Below are 20,963 nucleotides of genomic sequence, written 5' to 3'. Positions count from 1 at the left end.
AGTTTATCGCTGGTATAACAGCGCAAATAAAGGGACAGACATGAAACAGAGATTTCAAACTCAATTGATTAGGCTCAGCACATTGGCCATATTGACATTCAGTGGCAATCTCATGGCTGATGACAGCATGAGCGATGTCAAAATCACCTCAAAAAAGCTGAATGACAATACTTATATGTTCATGGGAGCTGGCGGCAATATTGGCGTGTCAGCTGGCAGTGATGGCATGTTAATTATTGACGATCAATTTGCCCCATTAGCCGGTAAAATTTCAGCCTCATTAAATGATATCCAAGCCGGCATCCCTAAATATATCGTCAATACTCACTATCATGGCGACCACACTGGTGGTAATGCCCATTTTGGCACAACCGGCACCATCCTCGCTCATCACAATGTATTAAAACGCTTAAGTGAAGACAGTAAAACGCCACAATCAGCTCTGCCGGTTATTACTTATGCTGAAAATATTTCCATCCATTTTAACCAAGATACACTAGAAATTATCCACTTAGGCCCTGGTCATACCGACGGCGACAGTGTGGTGATATGGCAAAAAGCTAACATTGTCCACATGGGTGATTTGTATTTTAAAGACCGTTTCCCATACATCGACTTAAATGGTGGCGGTTCAGTCGTCGGGTATCGTGACAATGTCAGTGCTATTTTAGACAAACTCGATAATAAGGTGCAGGTGATCCCAGGCCATGGAGAGCTCGCCACTCGCAACGAGTTATTAAAGTTTAAACATATGCTCGATGACAGTATTAATTGGATGCGCGGTGAAATCGAAATGGGTCATGATTTAGCTAAAATCAAACAGCAAGGTGTTCCACAAGAATATAAAGGTTGGGGATGGCAATTTATTTCAGCAGAAAAATGGATAGACACTCTTTATCAAGATTTACAACCTAAAAACTTACCCTAACCGTAACTCTAGGGCCTGTTATAAAAAAGCTTGCAGACTTGCAAGCTTTTTACCGTTTATCAGGCTATTACGGCATTATTGTCGGCATACCTGAAATGCCACAACACCCAGTATACCGGCTTTATGTCTCTGCCCCCTATATCTTTAAATGGTCGTGCAAAATAGAATAGCCACTGCCAGGAAACTAAAAACTGTTTTGCTTGTTGCCATACAAACTCGCCTCCAGCCGCACGGTAAGCATTGATAGCTTGGGTAATTAAGGTATTTCGTGGGCCTATATAGCGATACAAACTATGAATAAACACCAATAAGTCTCGAACCTGCTGCGACACAATAGATTTACCCTGCTGATGGGCTTCCAAATCTATAAACTTAACCTCCCCCTGACACCAACTAATATCGCGTAATGCGGGTCGGCCATGTGCTAATTGCATGGTATGTAAAGTAGCTAATGCTATGGCTGCATCTGTAAGAATTTGTGGCCAATGAACTTCAGGACAATGTAATAGTAAGTCCTTTATCGTTGCGCCGGCATCTTCTACCACCATGTAGTCCTTACCCGCGCCAACCACCGCAGGCACTGGTGCACCTTGCTTTGCCAACTGGGTTAGCACCTTAATTTCTTTATGCAAAGCATCTGTAGAATTCTGCTTTAACAAACGCATAGCGCCGCTAAGTTTCTCAACTTGTTTAAGCCAGTAGCGTTTACCTAAATATTCAAATGCGACCACTCGCTCTCCACGGTGCTCATCTATCACTTGGGCAACTAATTTTTGAAAATCATCATTGTCAGCCATAAGACAACCTAGTCAAAAGACCTGTATTACTGATAATGAAATTATCTTCCTCGCTGTCAATAATTTCAAATAAACTCATGATTTTAGTTGTTATTACATATATTTTTTAGCGTTTTATTTGCAACAAAGAGATAGCTTGTTAACAATCTGAAAACCCCCATAACACTCGAGGTTTGATTTTACAATTAAGCATAAAAAAACGCCCAAAAGGGCGTTTATGTTTATCCGCTTATCACTAAGGTTACGGGTTACTCAGCAACCCAGGGGGTGGCACGGTTTTCTAATAACACCGGAATACCTTCTGTGATGGGGTAAGCTAATTTATCAAACTTACAAATTAACTGTTGCGCTTCTTTGTCATATTCCAACTTACCTTTACATACAGGGCAAGCCACAATTTCGAGTAATTTTTTATCAAATGCCATGAGACAATCCTTTTTTAGTTTGAGCCACAGACTGTAGTTGGCTCAACAATGCTTGATCAAATTCTGGGGTAAGCTTCGCATTTACCGGTAAAAACCACCAGTGACTTTGAGCAAAATCGCGACATTTAACCGCATCTTTTTCAGTCATCACTAATGGGTGTGCTTTAGACAATACATGCAGTTGCGCTGGTTCAAATGCCTGGTGGTCGGTAAACTCAACTGCGTTCGCTATTTTATAACCTAATTGGCTAAGAGTATTAAAAAAACGTTGCGGATTACCAATGGCAGCCATCGCAACAATAGCGTTTTGTGAGTCGAATTTTTCAGTCAATGTATTATCAACCTGGATTAACGGTGCGGGCGTTAAACTCATCAGCACCTCATTGGAGTGCGCGGGACCGCCGTTATTAATCACAAAATCGACACTATTAAGCCGCCAGAGACCTTCTCGTAGTGGTCCTGCAGGGATTAACCATTGATTACCATAACGTCGGTCGCCATCAACTAATGCAATTTCAATATCTCGCGCTAATGCATAATGTTGTAAGCCGTCATCGCAAATAATCACATCGACATCAAAATTGGCCAGCAGTAAAGTCGCTGCATCAATTCGTTTAGCACCAACAACCATAGGCACTTGAGTGCGCGCCACAATCATTGCCGGTTCATCACCAACAGCACAGGCTTTAGCGCCGGTATTAACCACTAAACACCCTTGAATATCGACGCCATAGCCGCGACTTATCACTCCTGGTCGATACCCCTGCTGGCGCAGCAGTTCAATGAGGTAAATAACCGTTGGGGTTTTACCACTGCCACCGGCGGTGATATTACCCACCACAATAACAGGCACAGGCAAATGGTTGGCCTGTTTAATATTGAAACGAAACAACATTCGCCGTATAGCTGATATCAATGCAAATAACCACGACAGTGGCAATAATAGCCATTTAGCCCAATGATTTTGATACCAAATGCGATGGATGAGTTGCTGCATAACCCTCGCCCTATTGGCTAAACTGCATCTTATATAAATTAGCGTAAATGCCCTCGTGTGCAATCAAGTCACTGTGATTACCGCGCTCAACAATTTGCCCTTGGTCAATAACCAGAATTTCATCGGCGCTTTCAATGGTTGATAAACGGTGAGCAATCACAATTGAGGTGCGGTTATGACGTAAATTATCTAAACCTTTTTGGATGGCCTTTTCAGACTCGGTATCTAACGCTGACGTCGCCTCATCTAAAATGAGCACAGGCGCATCACGTAGCATAGCTCTCGCAATGGCAATACGTTGGCGCTGGCCGCCCGAAAGTAACACGCCATTTTCGCCAACTTGAGTTTCTAAACCTTCGGGTAAGGTATTAATAAACTCCATTGCATAAGCAAGCTCTGCGGCCTTAACAATTTGTTCGCGGGTCACTTCGCCTGGATATGCATAGGCGATGTTATTAGCAATGGTGTCGTTAAATAACGTCACTTGCTGTGACACTAATGCCACCTGATTACGCAATGATTTAAGCTGATAGTCATAAATACTGGTGTCATCAAGGGTAATATCACCTTGACTTAAACCACCATAAAAACGGGTAACCAAACTGGCAATGGTCGATTTACCCGAACCAGAACGTCCCACTAATGCCACTGTTTTACCCGGTTTAACCTCAAAATCAATACCATTCAGCGCAGCTTTATCTTGCTCAGGATATGAAAATGTCACGTTATCAAAACTGAGTTTGCCTTGTACGCGCTCGACAGTATATGTACCGTTATCTGACTCTGGCGCAGTATCAAGTAATTCAAATACCGTTGTACACGCCGCAATACCTCGCTGAAACTCAGCATTAACACGGGTTAAGTTTTTAATCGGTTGTAACATGGCAAGCATCGCACCCAAAATAGCGGCAAAGGTACCTGCCGTTAAATCGGTTTTCATGCTGTCCCATGTGGCTGCATACAACACAAATGCCAGCGCAAATGAACCAATAACCATAATCAGAGGCTGGCTTACAGACTGAGCTACAGCTAACTTCATATTTTGATAACGATTACGATCGTTAACTTTATAAAAACGCTCAAGCTCGGTTTCTTGCCCACCAAACACTAATACGTTTTTATGACCTTTAATCATTTGCTCAGTAGTCGCGGTTACCCCACCCATAGCTGACTGAATTTGCTTAGAAACTTTACGAAAACGACGACTGACGACACTGATCACAATCCCAATGAGTGGACCAATCACCAAAATACACAATGACAACTGCCACGAGTAATAGAACATGATGGCTAACATGCCTATCGCGGTCATACTGTCGCGTACAATTGAAATTAACGCACTGCCAGATGCTCGGGCGATTTGCTCTGTGTCAAAGGTCACCCGTGAGATCAAGTTACCGCTGTTTTCACGGTCAATATAACTGACTGGTAAGCGTAAATAATGCTCAAACACTTGCTGACGCATGTCCATAATTAATTGCGCACTAATAAAAGACACACAATAAGTAGACACAAAGTTAGCGACACCACGAAGGCTGAACATTAAAATGACCACGATTGGGGCCATAAACATAATATTGTTGTCGGCATTAAAACCACCGTGAGTCGGCACGTCGACACCAGCGACAACCGAAGGCGTTTGGCTAAAGCCCTCATCAATAAACGGCTTAATAAAGGCAATAAAAGCAGCGTCTACGGCACCATAAGTCAACAAGGCAAGAACAGCCATTATAAACTTGGTTTTCATAGGGACTACATAGGTCATCAGACGTTTAAAAACGACCCAGATTTCATTATTATCATTAGAAGTTGATGCTGACATTGAATCCAATACTTAACTAGCAAACATAAGGCGTATTCTACTCTGCTTTAAGTCTCTCACCAAACTTAAACAATTGATTGTACCAAAATGGCGCTAAATGCTGGCGGTAAGTGGCTATTTTGTAGCCTTTTTCTGTGAAACTGAGACTAATTTGCCCTTGATGCCCGGTTTGTAGGGTTAGGATCCCACGGTCTTGATATCGTGCCATAACATCCTCTTTGGGAAAGCCATATTGATTAGCAAAACCTGCGGTGGTGATTGCGACTTGAGGCTGAACCGCCGCAATAAAAGCGGGAGTTGACGAGGTGCGACTTCCATGATGAGGCACCAATAATACTTCTGCAGCCAACGTTATGTCGTCATTGAGTAATGCCTGTTCACGCGGTGTTTCGATATCGCCGGTTAACAGCACGGCACTCTTGCCGTCATCTAAGCGCATCACACAAGATTGATCATTGTCATTATCGCTGTGCAAGGTATTGTCGAAAAATTGTAACTCGATCCCCTGCCACCAAAGCTTACCACTGCAAGTCTGATAGGCTGGACGTTTGGTGTATGGCTCAACGTTAAAATCAGCAATAATCTTGCTGTTTGGATAAGTTTGAGATAACAACGATAAGCCGCCAACATGATCATTATCAGCATGGCTCACCACAATAAAATCGATATGGGTTATCCCTTTGGCCGCAATAAACGGCACGATAGCGCGAGCGGCATAGCTAAAGTCGCCATATGCTGCACCTGTATCATAAATTAATCCATGCTGGCCTTGTTGCAGAACTACCGCCATTCCTTGTGCAACATCAAGCACATGCATTTGCCATTGTGGTGCTGCGTTAACCTGATGACTGACATGCCATTTTTGCCGGCTCATGGCGTAAGTTTGTAACACCATGGGCAGGCACAGTAACAATGTCACGCCAAACCATGTCCAAGGTGTATAACGATTGCTATAGCGGCGGTAATACAATAATCCAAGTGCGAAACATAAAAACAACATAGCCATAAGCCACTGCTCAGTAATCTTAACCAAACTCAATGGCAAATGATCGCTTAAGGATAACAACCACACAAATGGGGCTAGACTAATATTAGCAATATAAAATATAACGTCCCCGCCCTCATTTATTACAGCAGGATCAAGGGACAATAAATGCAAAACAACTGAAGTCCCTAACCACAGGCAAAAACTCAACATGGCCACAGGGATCACCACGACACTAAACCAAGGCACAAACAATAAATTGAGCCATATACTGTGTGGTGTCACGGTGCCAAATAACACGGCCTGCAATAACCCTAGGCCAATGGCTAAGCGCCACTGAATAGACCACAAGACTTTAAGGCCAAGTACAGCTTGTTGATAAAAACGGTTGAGAGTTGTCCTTACCCGTACTGAAACGGGCTGCGTTTTATCTTGTAATTGAGTCAAGTTGGGCTCGGCGTCAATACGTTCAGGTTTAACGGCCAATAATATAATCGTTAATGCCAAAAACGATAACCAGAATCCCGCACTTAACATGGCAAATGGATCAAGCAATAACACGATACATAATGCATACACTAAGCGGTCCCAGCTATTGCTATATTGTTTTACCGCAGTAAAAATGACTAATAGCAACATCATTAACAGCGCACGCTGAGTTGCGACGGCAAAGCCAGATAAATAACCGTAGCCGAGGGTAATCATTGCCGCAATAAGCATTATGACTATGCCATAGCCCCGATGCTGCCTGGCAACAAACAAGCGTGACGCCAACATTAACAGTCCATAAAACAGGCCAAATACGACCGATAAGTGTAATCCCGAAATCGCCACCAGATGGCCTGCTCCGGTTTGCCGTAATTGCTGCCAACGTTGTTCACTTAATTGACTTTTGTCGCCAAAAATCAACGCACGTAAAATATCACCTTCTGTCAACTTGGTTAAAATTGGGGCTGTTATATCAATAATGTCTTGCCTTAAACTAGTTGAACTACTAATTAACTCAGCCTGCTTGACTCGCCCTTTGCCTATAATATGCTGACTAACAAAGTACTTTTGTTGATTATAGCCACCTTGATTTTGAATACTGCTTATACCTTTCATTCGGGCACTAAACAGCCAAATTTGCCCAGACTCAATTTTCGCTGGCTTTTGCCAAGTTAATCGGTAATATCGCTGCACATTAGATAAGGCTATCGCTTCAAAATAGGTTGAGTATGGTGGGTTGGGCAAAACTTGCACATCAAAACTTATCCAGTCGCTGTTTTGGCTAACAAGTGATACTATCTGCGCCTTAAATTGAATTTGCTCGGGTTTTTCGGCATTTTGGTGCAAATAAAGGCTCTGAAAAAACAGACTGATCCACACGATGGCAAAGGTAGCGCCAGCTAAAAGCGGGATTTTTTTAAGGCAAAATAACACCAGTAAGCACAAGATAGGCAAACACCATAGGGGTGCCAGCGAGGGCCATAACATCGCTGATAAAGAACAGGCACAAAAGCCATAGATAAATCGATTCATAGTGAATGAGTTAAGACATTAATCGACAAATATGCCAAAAAAAATAATCCAAAGATTTATGCCAAAACCCGAAACACTCCGTGATCACAAGTATTTACGGATGTTTGGCACCTTGTTGCATAAGCCCAATTTATGGGCGTTAAATCGTAAATCAGCCCCTGGCGCCTTTGCGGTAGGTTTATTTGTGGCATGGGTTCCTATGCCATTTCAAATGGTATTAGCAGCAGGTTTAGCTATTTTATTTAATGTTAATCTGCCCGTTGCTGTCGCACTCGTGTGGATAACCAACCCTCTGACAATGCCCATTATGTTTTATGCCGCCTATATCGTCGGCACTAAGATCTTGGGACATAAAGCACAAGCGTTTCATTTTGAAGCCACTTGGACATGGATTGAGGCATCAATATCAACAATTGGCCCACCATTTTTAGTGGGCTGCATCGCATTAGGTATCGTGTCTGCCATTGCTGGATTTGTGGTGATCAAAAGTATGTGGCGATATTCGATTTTATTTAAATGGCAGCAAAGAAAGGCGGATAAATAACCCGTCGCATTCTGTCACAAAAAGTTAAAGGCCACTGTGAGTGGCCTTTTTAATGTCTGATGCTTATCTAAACCGCGTTAAGAAAGGTATTACTCATTATGCTGATTTAAATTATGCGCCATTTGTTTCGCTAATCGCGCAAAATCAGCAATCTCTTGTTCTGTTAGACCACTTTTCATTATTTCGTTAACTCGATTTTCAGCCGTGCTCAACTGCTTAACTATCTGCTCACCTTCACCGCTAATACCTAAGTAATAACTTCGCTTATCGTTTGGGTTGTCGAGCTTGCTCACATAGCCTAAACCAATGAGTTCTTTTATTAATCTGGCTAATTGTGCTTTGTCTATCAAGGTTTTCTGCACAATATCATTAGCCGTCACCTTTTGGTTATAAAAAGAGATAATTTTAAGTACGCGCATATGGAGAGGCGTTATGCCTAGATCATCGACCTCAATAGCTTGGCGCAATGAGCGCTTCATACTGTGTAATAAATTAAACAGCGGTTCTTTTATATTCTCAGACACAAAACATCCTTAGTGTAATCTCAGCGACCTATGACAACCGGATACACACAACATAGTTGACTTAATCAACCACACAAACTATAGTAGACATTATCATCTAAATCGCTCGTGTGTGCAACATCATTTTACAGGTAGCCTATATGAATTCCCCTAGAACAAAAAAACCATCAGTAAGAGTGACTCACATCAGTGATATTACTGATATCAGCCCATACTTACGCCGTATTGTATTAGGTGGAGAACAATTGGCTGACTTCCCCGCCAATCAACAAGGTGCTTATGTGAAAGTGTTGATCCCTCAAGCGGGTGAGATTGAACTTAATACCCAAGTCAGTGGCCCTAATGCCGCGGTTAAACGCTCGTATACCATTCGCGACTTTGACGCAGAGCGAGGCCTACTTAGTCTCGATTTTGTCATCAACAAGCATCGCGGACCTGCAACGGATTGGGCAAGCACAGCTCAGGTAGGTGATAAGGTGGCCATCGCAGGTCCAGGACCATTAAAAATGAGCCAATTTGATGGCCATCATTATGTATTGTTGGGCGACTCAACCTCAATTAATGCCGTTAATGCGTTAATTGAGCGTATACCCGCAACGGCGACTGGCAATGTGATTATGATAGCCCACAGTGAGCAAGAAAAAGCCTTGTTGGCATCACACCCTCTGCTTAAGATCGACTGGTTGATATTAACACCCAACATTACCGATATAGAGCAAGATAAATGGCTGCATCAGAAAGTTAAACAGCTCGATGCTGTCCCCACCGACGCACAGGTTTTTATCGGCTTAGAAGCATCACAAGTACGGGCGATTAAACAGTATTTTCTTGAACAACAATTGCCTCTGCGGGCAATCAGTGCAACAGGCTATTGGAAACGTGGAACCGACGCCGACACTTTTGGTCAGCAAAAACAACTTGAACCGCTATAAGCGCAGGTGTCATTTTTGATAAAGCTTGCGATAACACCAAACCAATAAGTGCAAACAAAGCAGGCCAGTAAAACTGATCGCAAAAAACAGCAGTGCGATAGACTCAACCGTTTTAGGTTGGTCTGCAAAATAATGCCACCAAATAGGCCAAGCGAATAAGCTCAATACGGTTAATTGCACCATACAGCGCTTACAACGGCCAATTTTTTGTCTAAATATTGATTCAAAGCATTGTTCACATCCCATTAGCTATCTGTATACCTTAGCGACCCGCTAATGCTGTCGCGGGAGCTATTTTTGTGGCTTTCCAAGCCGGATAAATCGTGGCGAGTAAGCTCATCACTAAACCCATTACCAACACAACGACCACATCTTGGCGATGTAATTCAGACGGTAAAAAATCGATAAAGTAGATATCAGATGCCAACAACTGAAAACCAAATAGTTGCTCTATTCCCTGTGCAATGGCACTTAGGTTATAAGCAAAAACAATCCCAATAATGCCACCAATTGTGCAGCCCATGATGCCGTTTAACGCCCCTTGCAGCATAAAAATCAACATAATTGCGCCACGGCTTATGCCCATGGTCATTAAAATAGCGATTTCAGAAGCTTTATCGCGCACCGCCATCACCAAGGTCGACACAATATTAAAACAGGCCACCGCAATCACTAGCGCTAATACAAGGTACATGACCAGTCGTACCAATTGAATGTCTTGATACACATGACCTTGCGATCGAGTCCAATCATTAATGTACAAATATTGCTCCTGAGCAAAGCCTAAATCTCGGGTAACTGAAGCCGCATTGAGTACATTTTCAACTTGTATGCGCACCCCGCTAACCCCAGTACCTAAGCCCAATATGTCAGCTAAATAAGCAATGGGAACATATGCCTGAGTCGATTCAATTTCGCCGCCCACATGGTATACCCCCGACACCACAAACCGATGACTTTTAGCCGAAGTTAATTGACTATTATTGGCATCAGGAGTAAACATCGCGACGGTATCGCCGACTTTAAGCTCAAGCTTTTCAATTAAACTGCGGCCTAAAACAATGTTGTTTTGATTGCCCTGCAATGATTGCCATGCCTTGGCAGACATATACTGGTTAATGGTCGACACATCGGCTTCGTGGTTAATATCAATCCCGCTGACCATTAACCCTTGAAAGCCACCCGGCTTTTGCACTAACCCCTGCAAACGAATAAACGGCGCCACTCCGGTAATTTGCGGTAAGTTTTGAGCACTTTTGGCAATCGCTTGCCAATCTGCAATGGGTTCATTAACACCGACAAGCTCGCCGTGTGATGCCACGCCAAGTAAACGTTGTTGCAGCTCTTTTTCAAAGCCATTCATAGTCGATAACAAGACAATCAACACCCCGACACCGAGTGCAATCCCCGCCGTAGAAGCAAACGAAATAAAGCCAATAAAGCGATTTGATTGCCTGGCGCGAAAAAAGCGCCAGCCAATGGTTAACGGTAACCACTTACTCATTCGGTTTGCCCTGCATCAACACTTTGTAACACGCCATCTTTCATGGTTAGTTGGCGGTCCATCTTGGCCGCTAATTTATAATCATGGGTGACCACCACAAAAGCGGTGTCAAATTGATGTGCCAGTTCGCGGATCATCGAATACACATTATCGGCACTGCTGGCATCTAAGTTACCGGTAGGCTCATCGGCCAGCACCAACTTAGGTTTGTTAATCAAGGCACGTGCAATCGCCACACGTTGACGCTCACCGCCAGACAGCTGCGCCGGAATATGATTAACACGGTGACCTAAGCCAACCCGCTCGAGCAGTTTTTGCGCATCGGCTAAGGTTTGTTTTTTATCTTTACCCTGAATAAACGCCGGCATCGCCACGTTTTCTAACGCACTAAACTCAGGCAATAAGTGATGAAATTGATAAATAAAACCTAAATCCTGATTACGCACCTGAGCTTGGCGAACAGCAGACAATTGATATAAATCTTCACCATCTAATATCACTGACCCCGATGTCGGTGTATCTAGGGTGCCCATAATGTGCAATAAGGTACTTTTACCTGAACCAGAGCTTCCGACAATGGCTAGTTGCTCGCCCTTATAAACCGTTAAATCCACGCCAGATAACACATGGGTGATCACTTCACCGTCATGATATTGCTTACTGACGTGGTTAACTTGTAATAACGCGGTTTGTGTTTGACTCATTATTCGTATCTCAAAGCAGAAGCAGGTTGAACCCTAGCAGCCGACAGCGCAGGGTATAGAGTGGCAAGTAAGGTAATTAGTAGCGAGCCAACAATAATATAACTCAATTGGGTTACCGACAATGCGACCGGCAAGGTTTGCCCTGCCCCTAAAATGGCAATGCCAAGCGCAGATAAAATGCTATTTAAATTTAAGGTTAAGCCAATGCCCACCACGGTTCCTAATATCAAACCCAGTAACGCATTCAGCAACCCTTGCACGACAAAGATCGCCATCACTGATGAGGTAGTAACACCTTGTGTTTTTAATACCGCAACATCGGTGGTTTTATCGACCACCATCATCACTAATGCTGACACCATGTTAAATGCGGCAACGGCCACAATTAAACTGAGCATTAACGACATCATGTTCTTTTCCATCTTCACCGCAGAAAATAAATGACCATAATCCTGGCGCCAGTCGCTGGTTGTAATTTCAACACCTTGCTCTGCAAATGCTGTGATCATCATCGGGGCGATTTGTGGCGCGCTAAATGGGTCAGTTAAATACACCCGCAGCGCATCAATCTCTTGACTGTTTTGACGCTTTAACTTACGCGCATCTTGATAATGTACATAGGCTACACTGGCATCAACTTGCGAGCCCATCTCAAATACCCCTGCCACAGTAAACTTACGCTGGCTCGGCACTGGCCCCATAGGGGAATACACCACGCCATCGCCGCTGAGTAAACGAACTCTGTCGCCACTGTTAACGCCGAGTTTACGAGCAAGTTCGCTCCCGAGCACAATATTGTAATCACCCGCAGTAAGTTGTTCAAAGGCATTTGAGTAGGTATGCGAAGCAATACTCGATAAGGTTTGTTCAAGCTCAGGGTAAACCCCATACACTTGCACCGCGCTGATGTTTTTACTCGACTGGATCATCGCTTGTGTGGTGGTACTGGGAACAACCCCACGGACATGCGGGTTTAAACCACCGTCAAGCAACACCTGTTGGGTGAGCGATTGCCAATCATTAAAGCCGGCTTCGTTCATTAACGTGAGTTGCGGTACCGCACCCAAAATACGATTTTTAAGCTGCCCCTCAAGACCATTCATTACCGAACTGACCACAATTAATGCTGCCACCCCTAAAAAAATACCTGAGACAGCAAAAAAGGTAATAAAAGAGGCAAAAGCATTGGCTTTTCGCGCACGCCAGTAACGGTAGCCGATAAAAAACGAAAATCCGAAATTCATAAAAAAATACTAATCCTATGCGCTCATCACAGCGTATTAGTCTGACAATCAAGCTAATTGTGAAGATGAAATCAACAAGCCATTGCGTATGACTTGCTAAATCATTAAGTTGGGCACGATAATAGGGCTATTAGTGGGATAAATAAAGAGGCAAACCTTGATACCTGACAGCAATTCTTATTTTAGTGTGCCTCATAACTTCAACGCATACCTTTCACCGTGGGATACAGCCCAAGGTTTGCCGACTGAAGATGAGCTAAAAGACATGCAATCGGTTGGCTTAAAATTGCTAACCGAAGTAAAAAGCCTTGAAGCCAACTGCTTACTACAATTACGTAATTTAGATAATGATGCCAAAGCCGTGGTGGATTTTTTAAAGCTGCAATCGCGCAAGGTGGATTTAGTGTTACAGCATGTGCTTGAAAAAGAAGTACAAGAAGGCCAACAAGTTAAAGGCAATCAATTTGGTGGCAGTGGTATCAGCATTACCAGCTCATTTGAGTTAAATGTGGGTGACTACCACAAAGCACATATTTATTTGCATGCCGAAGTGGTCGCATTATTGTGTATTTGCCAAGTCATCGAGTGCATCCCCATCGATGAAAATGATGACCAAGACACTCTGTGGCATTGCCAACTTGAATTTAGCCAAATTCTTGAAGATGATATCGAACAATTGGTTAAAGCCAGTTTGGCCGTACAACAAAAAATGCTTAAAAAGCGCAAACAAAATATTGATAAACAACGACGCTAACCCACATATCAATACACATTGACAGTAAACGGAATTGAAAAAGATTTTAATGAAACAATTTAGTGTACTCACGCCGCCGAGTGTAAAAAAAGGCCAACAACTACAAACTTTGGCAACATTAGGTGGGGTCTCACAGGCCATCACCCTCGCCAAATTAATTCAGCAACATACCGGCACCAGCATTATTGTCACTCACGACACCCCAAGTGCGCTGTCGCTTGAAGTCGAATTAAGCTATTTACTGCAAAACAACAATATCAATGTGTGCTTATTTCCAGACCGTGAAACACTGCCTTACGACAATTTTTCGCCACACCAAGATTTAATTTCACAGCGACTCGAAACCCTAGCTAATATTAGCCAACATCAACATAACGTGGTCATCGTGCCGGTAAACACCTTAATGGTGCGCCTACCGCCAAAATCCTTTATGACCGCCAATGTGATGGTGCTCAACAAGGGCGACATTTACAGCCTACAGCAAGCCAGACAACATCTAACCGACACAGGCTATCACTTAGTTGAACAGGTGTATGAGCATGGCGAGTTTGCTATACGTGGCTCGATTATCGACATTTTCCCTACCGGTTCTCGCCAACCACTGCGCATAGAATTGTTTGATGACGAAGTCGAATCGATTCGCTTTTTTGATGTTGACACCCAACGTTCCGGCATGGCGCGCGATGCCATACGCATGTTGCCAGCAAAAGAATTTCCTACCGACAGCAATGCCATTGAAGGTTTTAGACAACGCTACCGTCGCCGCTTTGAAGTTATCTCAAAAGAAGCGGAGTCGATATACCAACTGGTCAGTCGTAATTTAATGCCTGCCGGTATTGAAAACTACTTACCTTTGTTTTTTGACGACACCGCTACACTGTTTGACTATTTGCCCAAAGACAGTCAACTGATCACCTTAGGCGACATCGACAAAGCCAGCAAAAACCACTTACATGAAGTGTCAGTGCGTTATGAAGACAGACGCATCGACCCATTAAGGCCGCTGCTGGCACCGCAAGAATTGTATTTATTACATGACGAATTATTTGCCGCCTTTAAACCGTTAACTCGCACGCAAATTATTCAGCAACATGATATTAACGATACCGACAATGCCGGCCAGCCATTAGTCCAATTTGAGCTACCCGCTATTGCTGTCGTTGCCAATGTAGAAAAACTGCCCGACATCAATGCCAACCATAAACTCAAGCAACCGCTTATTGCCCTGCAAGAGTACAGCGCTAGCCACACCCAACTGTTGTTCAGTGCTGAATCTGAAGGTCGCCGTGAAGCCCTGCTTGAACTGCTAGACAAAATTGGCATCAAACCTAAACAGTTCAAGCACATTAATGACTACCTTGAAGCTAAAGACAAAATAGGCTTAATGGTATCGCCACTCAGCCGAGGCTGCGTATTAACCGATACACCTAAAGGTGCGGTCAGCATTATTTGCGAAACTGAATTATTTGGCCAACGTATTTCTCAGCAACGTCGCCGAGAAAAGCAAAAGCAAGTTAGCTCTGATGTACTCGTTAAAAACTTAGCTGAGCTAAAAGTCGGCCAGCCGATTGTGCATTTAGAGCACGGTGTAGCCTTGTATCAGGGCTTAGAAACCCTCGATACCGGTGGGCTGGTTGCTGAATATTTAAAGCTTGAATATTCAGGTGGTGACAAACTTTATGTGCCCGTGTCGTCATTGCACTTAATTAGCCGTTTTAACGCCAGTGGCGACGGTGATGCGCACCTTAATAAGCTCGGCAATGAAACCTGGGCTAAAGCCAAGCGCAAAGCCATTGAACGTATTCGAGACGTTGCTGCTGAGTTATTGGATGTCTATGCTCGTCGTCAAGCTCGCCCGGGTGATGCCATGGCCATCGATGAGCAAGAGTACGCCCAATTCAGCCAAGGCTTCCCTTTTGAAGAAACCGTCGACCAAGAAACCGCCATTAATGCTGTACTAGAAGACTTACAAGCCCCACTCGCCATGGACCGTTTAGTGTGTGGCGATGTAGGCTTTGGTAAAACAGAAGTCGCCATGCGTGCGGCTTTTGTTGCCGTTAATGCCGGTAAACAAGTGGTAGTGTTAGTGCCAACCACCCTACTGGCTCAACAACACTACGAAAACTTTAAAGACCGCTTTGCCGACTGGCCGATTGTCATCGAAGTGATGTCACGCTTTAGAACCACCAAAGAGCAAAAAAGTGTCGTCGAACAGTTGTCTGAAGGTAAAGTCGATATCGTTATTGGTACTCATAAGCTATTGTCAGCAGAAGCAAACTTCGACAACCTAGGCTTATTGATTATCGATGAAGAACATCGCTTTGGTGTCCGTCAAAAAGAAAAGATTAAAGCGCTGCGAGCTAACGTTGACATTTTAACGCTCACCGCCACACCAATCCCACGCACCTTAAACATGGCCATGTCGGGCATGCGCGACTTATCCATTATCGCCACACCACCCGCCAAACGTTTAGCGGTTAAAACCTTTGTGCGTGAATACGACAAAGCCACTGTACGCGAAGCCATATTGCGTGAAATCCTCCGTGGTGGCCAAGTGTATTACTTACACAATAACGTTGAAACCATCGAAAAAACAGCACAAAACATACGCGATTTATTGCCAGAAGCGCGTGTTGTTACCGCCCACGGCCAAATGCGCGAGCGCGATCTTGAAAAAGTCATGTCAGACTTTTACCACCAACGCTTTAACGTGTTGGTGTGTACAACCATTATTGAAACCGGCATCGACGTGCCTAGTGCCAACACGATTATTCTCGACCGCGCCGACATGTTTGGTTTAGCGCAATTACACCAATTACGTGGCCGTGTAGGTCGCTCGCATCACCAGGCTTATGCCTATATGATGACGCCGCACCCAAAACGGATGACACCCGACGCCCGTAAACGTCTTGAAGCCATTGATGCTTTAGAGGATCTTGGCGCCGGATTTATGCTCGCCACGCAAGATTTAGAAATTCGCGGCGCTGGTGAATTATTAGGTGATGAACAAAGCGGTCATATTTCTAAAATTGGTTTTAGCTTGTACATGGAAATGCTCGAATCCGCCGTTAAAGCGTTAAAAGAAGGTAAAGAGCCTTCTCTTGCTTACATGATGAGCGCCAAGGCTGAAATCGATTTACGTATCCCAGCGTTACTGCCAGAAGATTATGTCAGCGACGTTAATATGCGCTTGTCACTATACAAACGTATCGCCAATTGCGAAAACGATAATATGCTCGACGAGCTTAAAGTCGAATTTATTGACCGCTTTGGCATGCTGCCAGACCCAACACGTAACTTAATGGCCATTACCCTGTTTAAACATCAGGCAACCGCACTGGGCATCGTTAAAATTGAAATGCATGCCAAAGGTGGCAGTGTTGAATTTGGGCAAGAAAACAGCGTCGATCCGATGTTTATTATTGGTTTGTTGCAAAACCAACCACAAATCTATCGAATGGACGGGCCAAATAAGTTAAAGTTCACCATTCCTGCTGAAACAAGCAAAGAGCGTCTTGAATTAGTCAACACCTTGCTTGAACAGTTCGCCAAACATCAAACTGGAGACAAATAGTGCTTCATAAAATTGCGATATCTATCGCCGCTATCACAGCGCTATCCCACAGCGTTACAGCCCATGCCGAGTCATGGTTTGAAGTTGAAGTATTTGTATTTGAACGCCAAAACCCTTCGGTTGAAAAGTGGCTAGACGCCTCACCTCCAACGTTGGCAAATAACACTGTCGATTTGATCACTCCAGTGATAAGTACTGACATCACAGGGGTTGCGTCGGCTTTAACGGGATGTAGCTCTACCGATTGGGCCAGCGACACCAGCGACTGTAACGACCCAAAAATCAGTAGCAACATTGCCTCTCACCCAAGTGAAGTGCCAGTGAGCATTGGTGCAGCAACACCACAAACAGCCTTTTTAGGTCAAGGCACTGTATTGCTCGCACAAAGTCAGGGCCAGTTTAAAGACATTATTCGCACCATCCGCCGCGAACCATACGTAAAAAGTTTGGTGCATTTAACGTGGCAGCAAAATATGCAATCGCGACGCTTAGCAAAACCGGTGCGTATATTTGGCGGCAAAGATTACTCTAAAACGTTTGACTACTACGGTTTAAGCGTTAACAAGCCTGCAGACTCCAGCATGAGCATGCCAATAGGCGATTACAGTGCTTTAGGCGGGTTTTATGACGCGCCAAAAGTCAAACCGGTTTGGGAGCTTGATGGGTCAATTAATATTTACTTGAACCATTACCTCTACATCGAAAACAATTTGGCCTTGCGTAAACCAACACAAAAAATGATTGAATCAACGCCGGCTGCATTTAATGAATACGCTGCATTAGAAATTGAAGGTAAAAAGCAATTAGCGCCGTTTTTACAGAGTATCCCACTGATACAAAATCGCCGCGTGCGCAGTGGTGAGCTGCATTATTTTGACCACCCACAACTGGGTATCGTCATGCAAATTCGAAAAATGGCTCAACCCAGCAGTGTTAAACCCATTGATTTAACTGGCTATACACCACAAGGTCAGCCAATGCCTTACGCGGGTTAATCTCTCAAAAATTGCCCCATAAAAAACCGGATCCACTGATCCGGTTTTTTATTGCAAACGAATGGCAAACTAACGCGTTAACCGTTAATTTGACTCACCAATTGCTGCGCTGCTTGAATACGGGCTTGTTGCTCTAGGGCTTGACACACTTGTTCAGGCTGACCTTTAAGCGCCAGCGCTGTGTGCAATGGTTCATCAGCAGGCCAAACAAACTCGTTCAATAATGCATTAACGCCTGTTGGGTCGTTACACACTAAAATCATGTCGCAACCAGCCTCTAACGCCGCTTTAGCTCGGCCAAGATAATCCCCCGCAAAGCTTGCGCCCTTCATGCCTAAATCGTCAGAAAATATCACTCCATCAAACGCCAATTGTTGACGTAACACGGTTTGCAACCAGTAAGATGAAAAACCAGCAGGGTTTGGGTCTATTGCCGAATACACCACATGTGCCGGCATCACACCCTGTAACTGTTTTTGGCCAATTAGCTGTTTAAACGGCAGCATATCAAATGCGTCTATCACCTCTTTAGTCCGAGGGTCCAAAGGCATCGCAATATGCGAATCAGCCGCAACACTGCCGTGTCCGGGAAAATGCTTACCCACAGCAGCCATACCGGCTTCGTTCATGCCGATAATAAATTGCTCGGCTAGCGCACTGACGTGTGCAGGATTAGGGCTAAAACTGCGTTTACCAATCACTTCACTTATACCGTTTACATCTAAGACCGGTGCAAAACTTAAATCAATATCGCACGCTAACAGCTCAATCGCCATTAAAAAACCGCATTCCTTCGCCCATTGTTTAGCTAATGTTAAATCCATATTTGCCGCAGGTAAAATATCTCCCATTGCAGGGATTAAACTAAAACCCTCGCGAAAACGTTGTACTCGTCCACCTTCATGATCAACGGCAATCAATAATTCAGGCCGAATACGGCGAACATCCTTAACCAATTCTATTAATTGATTTTTATTTTCAAAATTACGCGTAAATAAAATAATCCCGCCCACTTTAGGGTGGCGTAATTGCTCAGTTTCCAGCTCAGACACTGTTAAACCAGCCAAATCCATCATTAAATAACTCAAACTGTTCCCCTAGTACTATCGTCAGCGTCGTTAACTTGTCGTTATTGTGCATGATAAGGCAAGCTAATGTGAAAAATTATGCATAAAAAAATCTAATGAACTGTCATGCATCAAACTATGGGATACTCTGCCGACAAAAGAGATAAACCGCCAAGTTGATATAAGGCGATTATACTCATTAATAATCAAAACAATAAACGACTCAGCAAGGGTTACTCAAGATGATTAGCGTATTTGACATGTTTAAAATTGGCATCGGCCCTTCAAGCTCACACACAGTGGGCCCTATGAAAGCCGGTAAAGTTTTTATCCAACATGTTGCAGACAATAATTTATTGGAACAAACCGATGAATTACAAGCAGAATTGTTTGGCTCCCTTGGCCAAACAGGTAAAGGTCATGGCACTGGTAAAGCGGTGATTTTGGGCCTAATGGGTGAAGACCCAGAAACGGTCGATACCGATGCTATTGATGCCATTTTAGAAACCGTCTCTAGCAGTCAAAAGCTGGCTCTCGTCGATGGACGCTCAGTGAAGTTTACTCGTGATGACGGTATCACTTACCACAGACGTAAAACCCTACCAGCACACGCCAATGCCATGACCTTATATGCTTTGGCAAAAGGTGAATGCATTTATCAACGCACTTATTACTCTGTTGGTGGCGGCTTTATTCTTGATGAAGATGAAATCACCCAACGAAATGCCTCGCCAGCAACGCCAATTGAACAGGCGCCATACGACTTCAATAGTGCGTTGCAATTACTGCAACTGTGCTGTGATAACGGTTTAAGTATTTCGTCTTTAATGATGGCTAACGAACTGAGTATCGCCAGCGAAGACGAAGTAAAGCAAGGTTTGTGGCATATCTGGCAAACCATGAAAAACTGCGTTGAACGCGGTTATCAAAAAGAAGGTATTTTACCAGGCGGCTTAAAACTGCGCCGCCGAGCGCCTGCTCTGTATCGTCGTTTAAAAGCTGAAGGACGTAATAATATTGACCCATTAACAGCAATGGACTGGGTCGACTTATTTGCATTATCGGTTAACGAGCAAAATGCCGCGGGCGATCGCGTCGTCACCGCGCCAACCAACGGTGCAGCCGGTATTATCCCAGCAGTATTGTGTTACTACGATATGTTTGTTCAAGAAGTCGATATTGATGTGTGTAGCCGTTATTTACTCACCGCTGCGGCTATCGGTATTTTATACAAGAAAAACGCCTCTATCTCTGGTGCTGAAGTGGGCTGTCAGGGTGAAGTTGGCGTAGCCTGTTCTATGGCGGCTGCAGCACTAACCGAGATTATGGGCGGCACCGTTGAGCACGTTGAAAACGCCGCTGAAATTGGTATGGAACATAACCTAGGGCTAACCTGCGACCCTGTTGGTGGCCTGGTGCAAGTGCCGTGCATTGAACGAAATGCCATGGGCGCGGTAAAAGCCATTAATGCTTCACGCATGGCTCTGCGTGGCGACGGTAACCATAAGGTGTCGCTAGACAAAGTCATCAAAACCATGATGGACACCGGCAAAGACATGCGCAGTAAATACAAAGAAACCGCCAAAGGTGGTTTAGCGGTTAACATCGTTGAATGTTAAGCCTAATCGGCGGTTTATTGTTTAACA

18 protein-coding genes are annotated in these 20,963 nt (G+C 44.1%); 7 read left to right on the top strand and 11 right to left on the bottom strand.

What is annotated here, in order from left to right:
• Positions 1-40: 40 nt before the first annotated feature.
• Entirely contained in the window at positions 41-928 is an 888-nt protein-coding gene (locus tag IEY42_RS04725) for an MBL fold metallo-hydrolase (protein ID WP_188924186.1), read from the top strand.
• 59 nt (positions 929-987) lie between these two features.
• Here IEY42_RS04725 and IEY42_RS04720 read toward each other — a convergent pair whose 3' ends face one another.
• The 5 genes from IEY42_RS04720 to IEY42_RS04700 all read right to left on the bottom strand — a co-directional run bounded on the left by IEY42_RS04720 (position 988) and on the right by IEY42_RS04700 (position 7,430).
• Positions 988-1,725 (bottom strand): phosphotransferase, encoded by a 738-nt coding sequence (locus IEY42_RS04720; RefSeq protein ID WP_188924185.1) that lies wholly within the window; start codon positions 1,723-1,725, stop codon positions 988-990.
• A gap of 248 nt (positions 1,726-1,973) precedes the next feature.
• Positions 1,974-2,150, bottom strand: a complete 177-nt coding sequence (locus tag IEY42_RS04715) for a Trm112 family protein (protein ID WP_188916558.1) — start codon at positions 2,148-2,150, stop codon at positions 1,974-1,976.
• Positions 2,140-3,147, bottom strand: a complete 1,008-nt coding sequence (gene lpxK / locus IEY42_RS04710; protein ID WP_188924184.1) for a tetraacyldisaccharide 4'-kinase — start codon at positions 3,145-3,147, stop codon at positions 2,140-2,142. The genes IEY42_RS04715 and lpxK overlap by 11 nt, the downstream gene beginning before the upstream one ends.
• Positions 3,148-3,157: 10 nt before the next feature.
• Positions 3,158-4,969, bottom strand: a complete 1,812-nt coding sequence (msbA, locus tag IEY42_RS04705) for a lipid A export permease/ATP-binding protein MsbA (RefSeq protein ID WP_188924183.1) — start codon at positions 4,967-4,969, stop codon at positions 3,158-3,160.
• A gap of 37 nt (positions 4,970-5,006) precedes the next feature.
• A complete protein-coding gene (locus IEY42_RS04700) occupies positions 5,007-7,430 on the bottom strand; it encodes a DNA internalization-related competence protein ComEC/Rec2 (RefSeq protein WP_229779923.1) in 2,424 nt (807 codons plus the stop codon).
• Positions 7,431-7,506: 76 nt separating this feature from the next.
• On the opposite strand from IEY42_RS04700, the gene IEY42_RS04695 reads away from it, so the two are divergent.
• Complete coding sequence (locus tag IEY42_RS04695; protein ID WP_188924181.1) at positions 7,507-8,019, top strand: DUF2062 domain-containing protein; 513 nt, start codon at positions 7,507-7,509, stop codon at positions 8,017-8,019.
• An 89-nt stretch (positions 8,020-8,108) separates the two neighbouring features.
• Here IEY42_RS04695 and IEY42_RS04690 read toward each other — a convergent pair whose 3' ends face one another.
• On the bottom strand, positions 8,109-8,543 hold the full coding sequence (locus IEY42_RS04690) for a MarR family winged helix-turn-helix transcriptional regulator (RefSeq protein WP_188916563.1): 435 nt from the start codon (positions 8,541-8,543) through the stop codon (positions 8,109-8,111).
• Between the two features lie 140 nt (positions 8,544-8,683).
• Here IEY42_RS04690 and IEY42_RS04685 point away from each other — a divergent pair, with 140 nt between their 5' ends.
• On the top strand, positions 8,684-9,475 hold the full coding sequence (locus IEY42_RS04685) for a siderophore-interacting protein (RefSeq protein ID WP_188924180.1): 792 nt from the start codon (positions 8,684-8,686) through the stop codon (positions 9,473-9,475).
• A gap of 9 nt (positions 9,476-9,484) precedes the next feature.
• On the opposite strand, the gene IEY42_RS04680 is transcribed toward IEY42_RS04685, so the two are convergent.
• From IEY42_RS04680 to IEY42_RS04665, 4 genes are read right to left on the bottom strand one after another with little or no spacing between them, the layout of a single operon-like run.
• On the bottom strand, positions 9,485-9,721 hold the full coding sequence (locus IEY42_RS04680) for a DUF3624 domain-containing protein (protein WP_188924179.1): 237 nt from the start codon (positions 9,719-9,721) through the stop codon (positions 9,485-9,487).
• A gap of 16 nt (positions 9,722-9,737) precedes the next feature.
• Entirely contained in the window at positions 9,738-10,979 is a 1,242-nt protein-coding gene (gene lolE, locus IEY42_RS04675) for a lipoprotein-releasing ABC transporter permease subunit LolE (protein ID WP_188924178.1), read from the bottom strand.
• Positions 10,976-11,683, bottom strand: a complete 708-nt coding sequence (lolD, locus tag IEY42_RS04670; RefSeq protein ID WP_188924177.1) for a lipoprotein-releasing ABC transporter ATP-binding protein LolD — start codon at positions 11,681-11,683, stop codon at positions 10,976-10,978. Before lolD ends, lolE begins: the two co-directional genes overlap by 4 nt.
• On the bottom strand, positions 11,683-12,927 hold the full coding sequence (locus IEY42_RS04665) for a lipoprotein-releasing ABC transporter permease subunit (protein ID WP_188924176.1): 1,245 nt from the start codon (positions 12,925-12,927) through the stop codon (positions 11,683-11,685). The genes lolD and IEY42_RS04665 overlap by 1 nt, the downstream gene beginning before the upstream one ends.
• 157 nt (positions 12,928-13,084) lie before the next feature.
• On the opposite strand from IEY42_RS04665, the gene IEY42_RS04660 reads away from it, so the two are divergent.
• The 3 genes from IEY42_RS04660 to IEY42_RS04650 are packed head-to-tail and all read left to right on the top strand — an operon-like array spanning position 13,085 to position 18,250.
• The gene (locus IEY42_RS04660) at positions 13,085-13,681 is read left to right on the top strand and encodes a hypothetical protein (RefSeq protein ID WP_188924175.1); all 597 of its coding nucleotides are present in this window, start codon (positions 13,085-13,087) and stop codon (positions 13,679-13,681) included.
• A gap of 49 nt (positions 13,682-13,730) precedes the next feature.
• Positions 13,731-17,255, top strand: a complete 3,525-nt coding sequence (mfd, locus tag IEY42_RS04655; RefSeq protein ID WP_188924174.1) for a transcription-repair coupling factor — start codon at positions 13,731-13,733, stop codon at positions 17,253-17,255.
• Positions 17,255-18,250: a peptidoglycan binding protein CsiV gene (locus IEY42_RS04650; protein ID WP_188924173.1), complete on the top strand. Its 996-nt coding sequence runs from the start codon at positions 17,255-17,257 to the stop codon at positions 18,248-18,250. The genes mfd and IEY42_RS04650 overlap by 1 nt, the downstream gene beginning before the upstream one ends.
• Before the next feature lie 77 nt (positions 18,251-18,327).
• Here IEY42_RS04650 and nagZ read toward each other — a convergent pair whose 3' ends face one another.
• Positions 18,328-19,338 carry a beta-N-acetylhexosaminidase gene (nagZ, locus tag IEY42_RS04645; protein ID WP_188924172.1) on the bottom strand — a complete coding sequence of 337 codons (1,011 nt, stop codon included), beginning with the start codon at positions 19,336-19,338 and terminating at the stop codon, positions 18,328-18,330.
• 221 nt (positions 19,339-19,559) lie between these two features.
• Here nagZ and IEY42_RS04640 point away from each other — a divergent pair, with 221 nt between their 5' ends.
• On the top strand, positions 19,560-20,936 hold the full coding sequence (locus IEY42_RS04640) for an L-serine ammonia-lyase (protein ID WP_188924171.1): 1,377 nt from the start codon (positions 19,560-19,562) through the stop codon (positions 20,934-20,936).
• The last annotated feature ends 27 nt before the right edge of the window (positions 20,937-20,963 follow it).

This window comes from Shewanella algicola, from assembly GCF_014648035.1.
In the GTDB taxonomy this organism is placed as follows: domain Bacteria; phylum Pseudomonadota; class Gammaproteobacteria; order Enterobacterales; family Shewanellaceae; genus Shewanella; species Shewanella algicola.
This window is presented reverse-complemented; position numbering and strand designations above follow the sequence as displayed.

Excerpts from the sequence above, each read along its gene's own strand:
- IEY42_RS04725 (WP_188924186.1), top strand. The coding sequence starts at position 41 with ATGAAACAGAGATTTCAAACTCAATTGATTAGGCTCAGCACATTGGCC.
- IEY42_RS04720 (WP_188924185.1), bottom strand. The coding sequence starts at position 1,725 with ATGGCTGACAATGATGATTTTCAAAAATTAGTTGCCCAAGTGATAGAT.
- IEY42_RS04715 (WP_188916558.1), bottom strand. The coding sequence starts at position 2,150 with ATGGCATTTGATAAAAAATTACTCGAAATTGTGGCTTGCCCTGTATGT.
- lpxK (WP_188924184.1), bottom strand. The coding sequence starts at position 3,147 with ATGCAGCAACTCATCCATCGCATTTGGTATCAAAATCATTGGGCTAAA.
- msbA (WP_188924183.1), bottom strand. The coding sequence starts at position 4,969 with ATGTCAGCATCAACTTCTAATGATAATAATGAAATCTGGGTCGTTTTT.
- IEY42_RS04700 (WP_229779923.1), bottom strand. The coding sequence starts at position 7,430 with ATGTTATGGCCCTCGCTGGCACCCCTATGGTGTTTGCCTATCTTGTGC.
- IEY42_RS04695 (WP_188924181.1), top strand. The coding sequence starts at position 7,507 with ATGCCAAAAAAAATAATCCAAAGATTTATGCCAAAACCCGAAACACTC.
- IEY42_RS04685 (WP_188924180.1), top strand. The coding sequence starts at position 8,684 with ATGAATTCCCCTAGAACAAAAAAACCATCAGTAAGAGTGACTCACATC.
- IEY42_RS04680 (WP_188924179.1), bottom strand. The coding sequence starts at position 9,721 with ATGGGATGTGAACAATGCTTTGAATCAATATTTAGACAAAAAATTGGC.
- lolE (WP_188924178.1), bottom strand. The coding sequence starts at position 10,979 with ATGAGTAAGTGGTTACCGTTAACCATTGGCTGGCGCTTTTTTCGCGCC.
- lolD (WP_188924177.1), bottom strand. The coding sequence starts at position 11,683 with ATGAGTCAAACACAAACCGCGTTATTACAAGTTAACCACGTCAGTAAG.
- IEY42_RS04665 (WP_188924176.1), bottom strand. The coding sequence starts at position 12,927 with ATGAATTTCGGATTTTCGTTTTTTATCGGCTACCGTTACTGGCGTGCG.
- mfd (WP_188924174.1), top strand. The coding sequence starts at position 13,731 with ATGAAACAATTTAGTGTACTCACGCCGCCGAGTGTAAAAAAAGGCCAA.
- IEY42_RS04640 (WP_188924171.1), top strand. The coding sequence starts at position 19,560 with ATGATTAGCGTATTTGACATGTTTAAAATTGGCATCGGCCCTTCAAGC.